The 9,511-nt window shown below is 30.4% G+C and carries 8 protein-coding genes; all 8 read right to left on the reverse strand.

The window, feature by feature from the left end:
- Positions 1-184 precede the first annotated feature (184 nt).
- Positions 185-1,633 carry a lipopolysaccharide biosynthesis protein gene (locus PVE40_RS11690; RefSeq protein WP_274732124.1) on the reverse strand — a complete coding sequence of 483 codons (1,449 nt, stop codon included), beginning with the start codon at positions 1,631-1,633 and terminating at the stop codon, positions 185-187.
- 17 nt (positions 1,634-1,650) lie between these two features.
- Entirely contained in the window at positions 1,651-2,790 is a 1,140-nt protein-coding gene (locus tag PVE40_RS11695) for a glycosyltransferase family 4 protein (RefSeq protein ID WP_274732125.1), read from the reverse strand.
- Between the two features lie 31 nt (positions 2,791-2,821).
- On the reverse strand, positions 2,822-3,649 hold the full coding sequence (locus tag PVE40_RS11700; protein WP_274732126.1) for a polysaccharide pyruvyl transferase family protein: 828 nt from the start codon (positions 3,647-3,649) through the stop codon (positions 2,822-2,824).
- Positions 3,579-5,108, reverse strand: coding sequence for an O-antigen polysaccharide polymerase Wzy family protein (locus PVE40_RS11705; protein ID WP_274732128.1), 1,530 nt, complete (start codon positions 5,106-5,108; stop codon positions 3,579-3,581). The genes PVE40_RS11700 and PVE40_RS11705 overlap by 71 nt, the downstream gene beginning before the upstream one ends.
- 10 nt (positions 5,109-5,118) lie before the next feature.
- The gene (locus PVE40_RS11710) at positions 5,119-6,300 is read right to left on the reverse strand and encodes a glycosyltransferase (RefSeq protein WP_274732129.1); all 1,182 of its coding nucleotides are present in this window, start codon (positions 6,298-6,300) and stop codon (positions 5,119-5,121) included.
- Positions 6,272-7,459, reverse strand: a complete 1,188-nt coding sequence (locus PVE40_RS11715; RefSeq protein ID WP_274732130.1) for a glycosyltransferase family 1 protein — start codon at positions 7,457-7,459, stop codon at positions 6,272-6,274. The genes PVE40_RS11710 and PVE40_RS11715 overlap by 29 nt, the downstream gene beginning before the upstream one ends.
- A gap of 450 nt (positions 7,460-7,909) precedes the next feature.
- Positions 7,910-8,752 carry an NAD-dependent epimerase/dehydratase family protein gene (locus PVE40_RS11720; protein WP_274732131.1) on the reverse strand — a complete coding sequence of 281 codons (843 nt, stop codon included), beginning with the start codon at positions 8,750-8,752 and terminating at the stop codon, positions 7,910-7,912.
- Positions 8,752-9,369, reverse strand: a complete 618-nt coding sequence (locus tag PVE40_RS11725; RefSeq protein ID WP_274732132.1) for a sugar transferase — start codon at positions 9,367-9,369, stop codon at positions 8,752-8,754. The genes PVE40_RS11720 and PVE40_RS11725 overlap by 1 nt, the downstream gene beginning before the upstream one ends.
- Positions 9,370-9,511 lie beyond the last annotated feature (142 nt).

The raw sequence follows: 9,511 nt of genomic DNA on the forward strand, positions 1-9,511 counted from the left end.
ATGGGTGTAGGTCATTCGTGATCACTCCTATGTATTCTTTGGTCGGAATTACAATTTGAGTGTACCACGAATGGCTTATTTATTTGTCTAGCTTAATTTTACAATCGGCGGACTTAAAAACCAAAAAGATTTAACTTGTTTTAGCTTTAAATATACAAAAAATATAAATATTCAAAATACTGTTTTACTTAAATACTGATTTTACTAGAAGTTTAATATCATTAGTAGAGTCAATAAGTATAATTGATATAAAGTAAACTAATATTAAAATTGAAATCGAAATTATATCCCAAAATAAACCTTCATTTAGACCTTTCAATAATAAACTACATATAGACATTATGACTGTTGAGATTGCTATAGGCATAATATTCTTGAACATATTTTTTAATGAAAGTTGATAGTGAAATTTCAAAATAATCAAATGTGTCACAACCAATTGCATTTGTACCCACGATCTTACATGTACAAGTATCCAAAATCCGTATCTCACACTAATTATACATGCAGGAATGAGGACTATTAAGTGGATGAGTTGTGCGATTAATGATAATTTAGGCTGCCCTTTAGCCCTATAATACTCACTCGATAAGTTACCAAAAATTATTTTAATTGATCTAGTTAATGCCCATATTCCGATTAAAGGACTTGCAATCATCCATTTTTCTCCGAGTAGTATTGATGTTACTAAATCACTATAAAGATATACTCCTATACCTAGTGGAAAAATTAACAATGCCGTCATTTTCTGGAATTTAAAAAAATACTTATTGAACAGTTCTTTGTCCTCTTGTAGACGTGATAGAGTTGAAAAAACAATAGGTACTATGGATGCAGTAACTAAAGCTGTAAGTGAATTTACAATCGAGGTGGAATTTTTGTATATTCCTAAATAATATGAACTAAACATGCTTCCAATAATAAAAGTGTCAACCCATAACGAAAACCAAACTGAAACTGATTCTAGTAAGGTCCATATGCTGAATGAAAACATTTTTTTTAATATTTCAACATTATAGAATAATCTGGGCTTCCACTCTGATTTTAGAGTTAAAATTACAGCATTTGATAATTGTACAATTAAATTTCCAATAATTAGCGACCAATAACCAAATCCAATTAAAGCTAAAGGGAGGGTAATAATTAGTGGTAATACAATTCCAATTGATCTTACAAGAAATAAAACTTTGAAGTTCAGCTTTCTTCTGTAAATTGACATCTGTATGCTTGAAAAAGAAGTCATCGGCAACTGCAAACTTGAAATAATAATCACGTGTCCCAATCCTGGACTTCCCACTAGTTGAGCAATCTCTTGATTATATACTATTACAATTAAAAAAATTAATAAAGAGATTGATAAGTTAGTCCAAAATGCAACGTTAGCATATTTATATAATTCTGTTTTTCCATGAAACTTTTTTTGAACTAAATACTTCTGAAAACCAGAATCTGTGAATATATCGGCAAAACTAATTATCATATTAATAGTAGCAATTATCCCGAAGTCTTCCGGTACTAATATTCTTGCAAGAATCATGTTAATTATTGGGGTGATTAACTTTGCCATAATTTCAGTTGAAGTTGACCACTTAGTTGCATTCCCTATTTTTTTCGCTATTTCTTTTTCATTCATTGAAATTTTACCTCATTTTACTGTATAGCTTTTATCCAATCCGATATATTTGTAGCCCTAATATTAATATCTAATTGACTAGCTTTTTCTAATGCTCCTTCAGAATATTCTTTTAATAAGGAAGGGTTATTTTTTAAAGTTAATACCGCATTTTTTATTTCTTGTTCATCTTGTGGATTTATTCCTATAGAATTATTTGCCTCTAAAAGGTCTTCGTTAAAAGGTAAATTTGATGACACTATCGGTAATCCACATGCCATAGCTTCTATAATAGCATTGCAACAACCTTCATTTAATGTAGGCAATAGAAAGATGTCTGCAGCATTTAAAAACTTTGGCATATCATCGGGGTTGACAATATCATTATATACGCTGTTTTTTGTAAAGGGCTGTAGGGGTCCTTTACCAGCAAAAGCAACTTTTACTCCTTCTTCATTTTCCAATGCATTCACGACCCTCAATACACCTTTACGCTCATTAAATTGTCCTACAAAGGCAACGATAAAATCTTGTTGTGAAAAGCCAAAATATTTTCTGGCTTCCTTTTTATCTGTCTTATAAAATTTTGTGAGGTCTACTCCATTGGGAAAAACTTTAATTTTTTCTTCAGAGGCTATCCCTAACTTAATCAATCTTCGTTTATTTTCAGTTGAAACTGCAATAAAACCTGTAATATTTTTTAGCTCTTCAATAATATTCTTAATTCCGAATCCTTCAATTGACCATGTGTCGCTCTCTCCGAAAGCCACAAAAGCTGGGATTGATAATTTTTTTCCTATTCTTGATGCAGCCATACCAGCAGGGGTTAAAAAATGACTATAAATCACATCAAATTTTAAGGGCGATTTTTCTACAGCTCGATACACGCTATTTGTAAAATTATTTAAAGACATTTTTTGAAGATTAATACCAAACCGTTTTCTGAAACCTAAATTAGTGTATCGTGGATAATAGATTTTAATAAGATTATTGTTAGGACTTAACTCATCTGTTTCTGTAGGTAATTCTTTAAGTAACGTGTTCTTTTTATCAACAGGAGAGATTACAACACAATTATGGCCCAGATCAGCAAAAGTCCATACTAGCTTTTGCAAAAACACATGTTTTGTCGGAGTGAGAGTTGATGGATAACTTGTAGTTACAATTGCAATATTCATTTTTTCCAGCCTTTCAGTAAACTCATACTCACTAGATTTTTTTAGGAAATGCTTCTTTTAGTTGTTGTTTTTTTTGGGTTACTTCTGAAAAATCAACTTCATAATTTCTCTGAATGTCTGTAACTGATAATTCTAGAATATCAGTTTTACTCATTACATTGCACTTCAATCCAAATGAAGAATAATAGTCATGAAATTTGAATCCATCTCCTAGCAAGTTATCAGTTACTTTCACATAGGCATTAGGTATTCCAAAGCTATCCGCTACTATCAAACCATGTAAGCTACTTGAAATTATAGTTTCACACTCGGATAGTTTCTTAATGACCTCAATTGGATCTTCTCTCAAATCTATAATTGTTGAATCACTATGTTTCTTCTTAAGTTTTTCAAAAACAGGATCTTCTTGCTCTTTAAAGTGTGGTATAATTCCTAATCTATATTTTTTATTTGTTGGATTGATTAATTCAGAAGCAAGCAATCCTCCATCACCGAGAGGAACATCAATATCTTTATTCATAATTTGTTCTACTCTTCTTCTTGTTTTTTCTCCTCTAAGGGCATGAATAATTACGTTTTTTCTGAAGAAGCTTGAAGTCATAGTTTCATCAGAATGAATAAAACCTGTTCCCCAGACATGTAAATTTCCTGAGAAAATTTTAGAATAATTCTGTAAAAAACTGTTTTTCAAACCTGGTTCTTTTTGAAAACCTCCTAGTCCGCTTCCAATACCAATTAAATCTGAACTATATCTATTTGTCGACTCTACTTTGTAGTCAAAAAGTTTCTCAATTATTAGAGGATTTAGTAAGTCCCCCATATTTGGTATAACTGGATATGTTACTTTTAATTTTTTCATTCTTATTCTCCTTTTTTATATTAATTTCATTTTCAATAATTTTCAATAAAAATATAAGAAGTATGTTCTGCACAGAAAAAGTAGAAGTGAACCAAGAAAAACTTGCCCCTCTTGGTAATAAAATAATGTATTTAACAATATTTAGGTATATAGCGATCATATAGGGGGATTTCCTATTGAAATTCTCTATTTTGGAGATTATATAAGCGAGTATTATATTCCCAGTAACTATGCCTATATAACCAAAATCATGAAAAAGCTCTGCTATATAGCTGCTTCCCATCCCTCTTCCTTGTACATATGTATTTGGAAACCTTATGTAAGATAGAACTTGATTCAATGACACCCCAGAAGTCGCCATTTCAACAGTATTTTGTCTTAACGGTGGGATTCCAAATAAAAAACGAGACAGAACATTTTGAGTTGCGTAATTTCTTAAAGTACCAAAAGTATAATTAGCATCATTAATATTATTAATATAATCTCTATAATCAAAACCATACCCAATTACTTTTATACTACCACCTTGGGATTCAAAAAAGCTTAAAATTCCTTCGCTCAAGGAAAAGTTGGTAGTAATATTGTTCCTTTCAAAATGCAATACCTGCAAAGAATAAATAATAAAAGGGGCTACAACTAACATAATCAGTGTATATTTTTTTTTTATTTTTATATCAAAGTGATTCTTTCTATTTCTTATGAATATATATAATATAAATACTGCTATGTTTGATATAGGTTCTCCGCGTTCACCTGAAACAAGTATGAGAAAAGAAATTAAAAAATAAATAAACATTGGGTATCTTATTTCTTTCTTACTTGGCATAGTAGATATATAAATATAAAATAAAATATAATAAGTAGAAGCTATGTAATTAACAACAGAAGGTAGTTTAGAGTTAAAATCGGTATAGTAATCATAGTAACTAGCATTTCGGACAAAAAATACTAGTTCTGTAACTGAAATAATTTTAGCAATGGAAGATATCATAAGAATGTAAAAAGTAATTTTTTTCAAAGTAAAGTTTTTCTTCATTTCTACATAATAAATACTATTATCTCTTAGCTGCTCGTTCGTGTCATTGTTAGTTTTCAAGAATTGGTAAGTAACCCCTAATGTCGATAATGAAAGAAATATCGCAAAAGAGATGTGCTCAATTGTTCCAGTATTGAATTGAGAAAGAATATTGTTATTCTCTCTAAAAACCACTGACATCACGACAGACCCTAAGAGAAATAAAAAAAATGTACCATTAAACATTAAGAAAACAAACCTATTTTTGTAATCTAAAGCAGAATAGACTATATTAGCAATTAAATATCCAAAAGAAACCAAGAATAAAAATTCATACGTTTCGTCTACATTGAGAATAAACCAGTAAGATGATACAAATATAAGAAGACCTATTAGTAATCTTCGTATACTTTTTTTATTCCATTTAAATATTTTTTTATTCATCTTATCATCCTCATTCAAAATCACTTGCTGTATTTAGATAGGATATAACTGGTTTTAAAACTGCTGTAAAATTTGATTTTGACTCAATATACGATCGTATCTCTCTTCTAACCACTTGTCTGGTTTTCCCAGTGTTATAAATTTTATCATAAAATTTCAAGACTTCTCTCATGTCTATTATGGATTCATCAGCAGGTACTTTTAATAAATAGTTAAAATCATTTTTAATTATGTCTATATCACATGAGTTTATTATAGGGAGGCCTTTAGAACCATACTCCCTACTTTTAAGTGAACTCAATACATTTATTCCTGTTCTATGCCTAGCTAATGAATCAATTCCTAAGTCACAGAGGTTATAAATATCATCTAACTCTTGTCCTGATTTCACTCCATAAAAGTGAACATAATCGCTTAAATTATTTTCTTCAACCAATTGTTTATATTTTTTTATTTCACTTCCATTACCAACTAAATGAAGTATGATATCCCTATTTATAAAATTATTATCATAATAGTTTCTCATTCCTAAAATAAATCGCTCGTATCCATGCCACTCTCTCATTGACGAAACCCCAATAATATTTACAGTATCTGCAGAATGACTAAACGAATTGTCTATCAAATTAATATTTGAGAAATCAAATCCATTTGGAATATATATTGTATTTATTCCGTATATTTTATCGTTTGAATTATAAAACGTGACAATTCTATCAACGTATTTTTTCATCTCTTTAGCGAAAAATTGATCTACGTTGAACTTCAATTTATGCATAAAGCTTTGGGTATATTCAGCTTTATATGGATATGTCGGAATTTCAACAATGACCTTTATCTTTTTACTTTTTAGTATTTTTAGCAATCGTAAAAATAGCCAATCAGATAAATCATATCTTATATAGCAAAAATCATAATTATTACTTTCAATGTATTGGATTATTGTATTAGTCTGAGTTATTTTATCTGTTACTGATTTAACTTTTTGATTATTCGATATAGTTTTTTTGTTTCTTAGTATAATCTTTTCCCCATTTGTATTTTCCAAAACAACCCTTGAATTTTCTCTTTGTATAATATCAGTCTTCATTCCATTTTTTTCAAATTCTAAACACTGACTTAATATTTTTTTCTCAATTCCGAAGTGATTATTTGCTATATCTCTAAACGCGATATACAACATTTTTTTCATAACTCTTTTTAATCTCCTTAGCACTTTCAAAAAATTTCTCTTCATAAAATTTTTGCATGTAGTTAGCTACAAAATTAATATCATAGCCATTTTGAACTATAAGATCTAAAGTATTTCTTCTGTTATATTTTGATACTTCCATAATTTTTTTTGCCCATATTTGAGGTTCAACAGAAAGTGAGAGAAAAGAAACTAAGTCAGTAATTTTTATTTCATCAGTAATTACATCCGATGTAATACATTTTAGTCCAGCGGCTTGTGCTTCGATGCTAACTAAAGGAAGTCCTTCAAAATGCGAAGGCATTACGAATACATCCATTGCTTGCATTAGCATCGAAACGTCACTTCTTTTTCCTGTAAATATTATTTTATCAATAATTCCTAAATTAATCGCTTTTTCTTTTATATCATTAAATAGGTCCCCTTCTCCAACTAGTAGTAATTTACTGTTAGTTTCTATCTTCAATAGTTCATTGAATATATCTAATAGGAAGTCATGGTTTTTTTCGTAAAAAAATCTACCTACATGACCAACGACTAGTTCTCCTTTTAAATTTAACTCTTTTTTTATTTTATCTCTTTTATCAATATCGAATTGGAACTGGGAAGCATTTATTGCGTTATTAATTATTTTTACTTTTCCTGATTCAATATCTCTTTTACTATAAATCCATGAAGCTGCATTTTCAGAACATGCAAATAAATCAGTTGCATGAGAGCTTAAGCTCTTTTGCAATAAATTGGTCACTACTCCGGATAACCCTTTTCTCGCTTGTGATAAATGACTATGTGATATACAACAACTTACATTTCCGTATTTTTTTGCTATAGGCATATAAATTGAGGCTGTATTAGTCATATGTCCATGAACAATACGATACTCAGGATGATTTTTAAAAAAGTTTATCAATGCACGTCTATATTGAAATACTCTAGTATAGTATGTTCGGTTAGTTGACTTAATTACAGGCATTTCATAAATCCGACCTCCCAACTCCTTAATCTCATCATTAAAATCAGCATCTACTTTACCATAGTGAGCTAAAAAGTCGAATTGAATTTTTTCTCTATCTATATTTCGATATAGATTCATTATAAAACTCTCTATTCCTCCCCTATCCATCCTTCCAACAACGTTTAATATTCTTATAGGTTCCATGACTATATTACCTCTTTTCTTGTATTTATATTTCTGCATAAAATAAACCCGTACGAACAAAACATTTTATATAATAATGACAATAGTTACTTTGTAACCTATAAATATTTATAAGTCTTGGACTAAGTTCAATCTGATTATCAGTAATTTTATTAAAAAAACTACTGTTGACTTTATTAATTATGCTGGTAAATAATAAATTCCCGTTTAATTTTCTAGTTATTGAACAACATTAAAATATATTAAAAACCATCTATATTTAGATTAATATTTTGCTAAGCGAAAAGTGAATAAGAAAGTAATTGATTTCCAAATTTTAGCTAATAACGTATTATAAATTAATTTCTTTTTGTAATGGTACGGACTATAACTATAGTACACTACTCCATTATTAGTAAGTTTCATTTTCATAGACTCTATTGAGTTTAAGTAGAACAAAAAATATTTAAATTATCTCTCAGTCAATTTTATTGATTCATCTAAATTAAACACCCAGTAATTTTCAGGATATTCTGATAAATTTTGTTTATAAACTAAATCCCCAAAAACTTTACTAATGACACCTCTACCCGCTCCTTTTAAGAAGATGTTGAATAAATTTGTCATTTTTACGTTTTTATGGTGCATAAATGCAATCCTTTTAACCATGTCACTTGTTTTTACATAATCCTTGTTCTGAGGAAAGAATATTCCTGAATCACAATTGTCTGCTATTAATCTTATAAATTCAGATAAATTGTCTATATAAATCATACTACGCTTGTTGTCAATTTCAGGAAAAACTGGAGTTTTACGTGCTAAATTTGCAAGCTTTGGATAATTTCCTTGGCAACCCTTTCCATATATCATGGGCGGCCTAAGTATCGATACCGCAAATGATTCGTCGGTTAGTTCTAAAATTAAGTTCTCTGCTTCTAGCTTTGATTTCCCATAAGCGTTTTTGGGATTTGTTGGCGTCTCTTGATCAATGACTCCAGTTTCCATCCCGTATACACTCATCGAACTCAGAAAAATGAATTGCTTTACTCCTTCAGTTTTGGCTTTCTTTGCTGCCTCAAAAGCTAAATCTCTATTCACTTTGTAATATAGCTCTTCGTTCTCTTTGGTTTCTTTTATATGAGCGATTCCAGCTACATGTAAAACCACATCGTATTCACTAAAGTTTCTTTCTCTCCACGAATAAGCTTTCATATCGACAGTATCCACGTCATAGCTTTCAGGATACTGTGCTACCCATTTCTCAAAGGAAGTGCCCACATAGCTGTTTGCGCCAGTAATTAATATCTTCTTCATTACTTAATCACTTCCCCTTTCGCCTTGACGCCTGTTCCGCCTTCCAGTACACCATCGCTTCTCAAGACACTGAATATCGTTCCGAAGAAACATCTTATATCCATTGATGGGCCAATTTTCTTTGCGTATTCACCATCAAGCTTAGCTTTAACTTCGATTTCCAATTCATCTCTACCATTGATTTGTGCCCAACCGGTGAGCCCAACGGGAACATCATTGGCACCATACTTGTCTCTTTCTGCGATTAAATCAAACTGATTCCATAGAGCAGGTCTTGGACCGATGATAGACATATCCCCTTTCAAGATATTGATGATTTGTGGCAGTTCATCCAATGACGTAGCACGTAAGAACTTACCTACCTTAGTAATCCATTGGTCTGGGTTTTTCAAAAGATGAGTCGGCGTGTCTTTAGGAGTGTCAATACGCATTGTACGAAATTTATATATATAAAAATGGCTCTTGTGTATACCTACCCGTTTCTGTTTAAAAAGAATGGGACCTTCTGTGTCCAATTTGATCGCAATGATGAGGATCAAAAATAACGGTAACAACAGAATTAGCCCTAGAGTTGAAAGTAAAATGTCGATAAACCTTTTTACTTTAAGATAAAACATAGTTTAATGTCCCCTTATTATGAAAAGTTTTAGAAAGTACGGTTGCGATAAGAAACTGCCTTTTTTGTTTGTGGCAAGATAAACGTACATACAATTGCAGCGCAAAAGTACATAGCTCCGCAAGCAGCTTAGGGTAAAATAA

The sequence above is a fragment of the Jeotgalibaca caeni genome (assembly GCF_028863945.1).
Lineage (GTDB): Bacteria > Bacillota > Bacilli > Lactobacillales > Aerococcaceae > Jeotgalibaca > Jeotgalibaca caeni.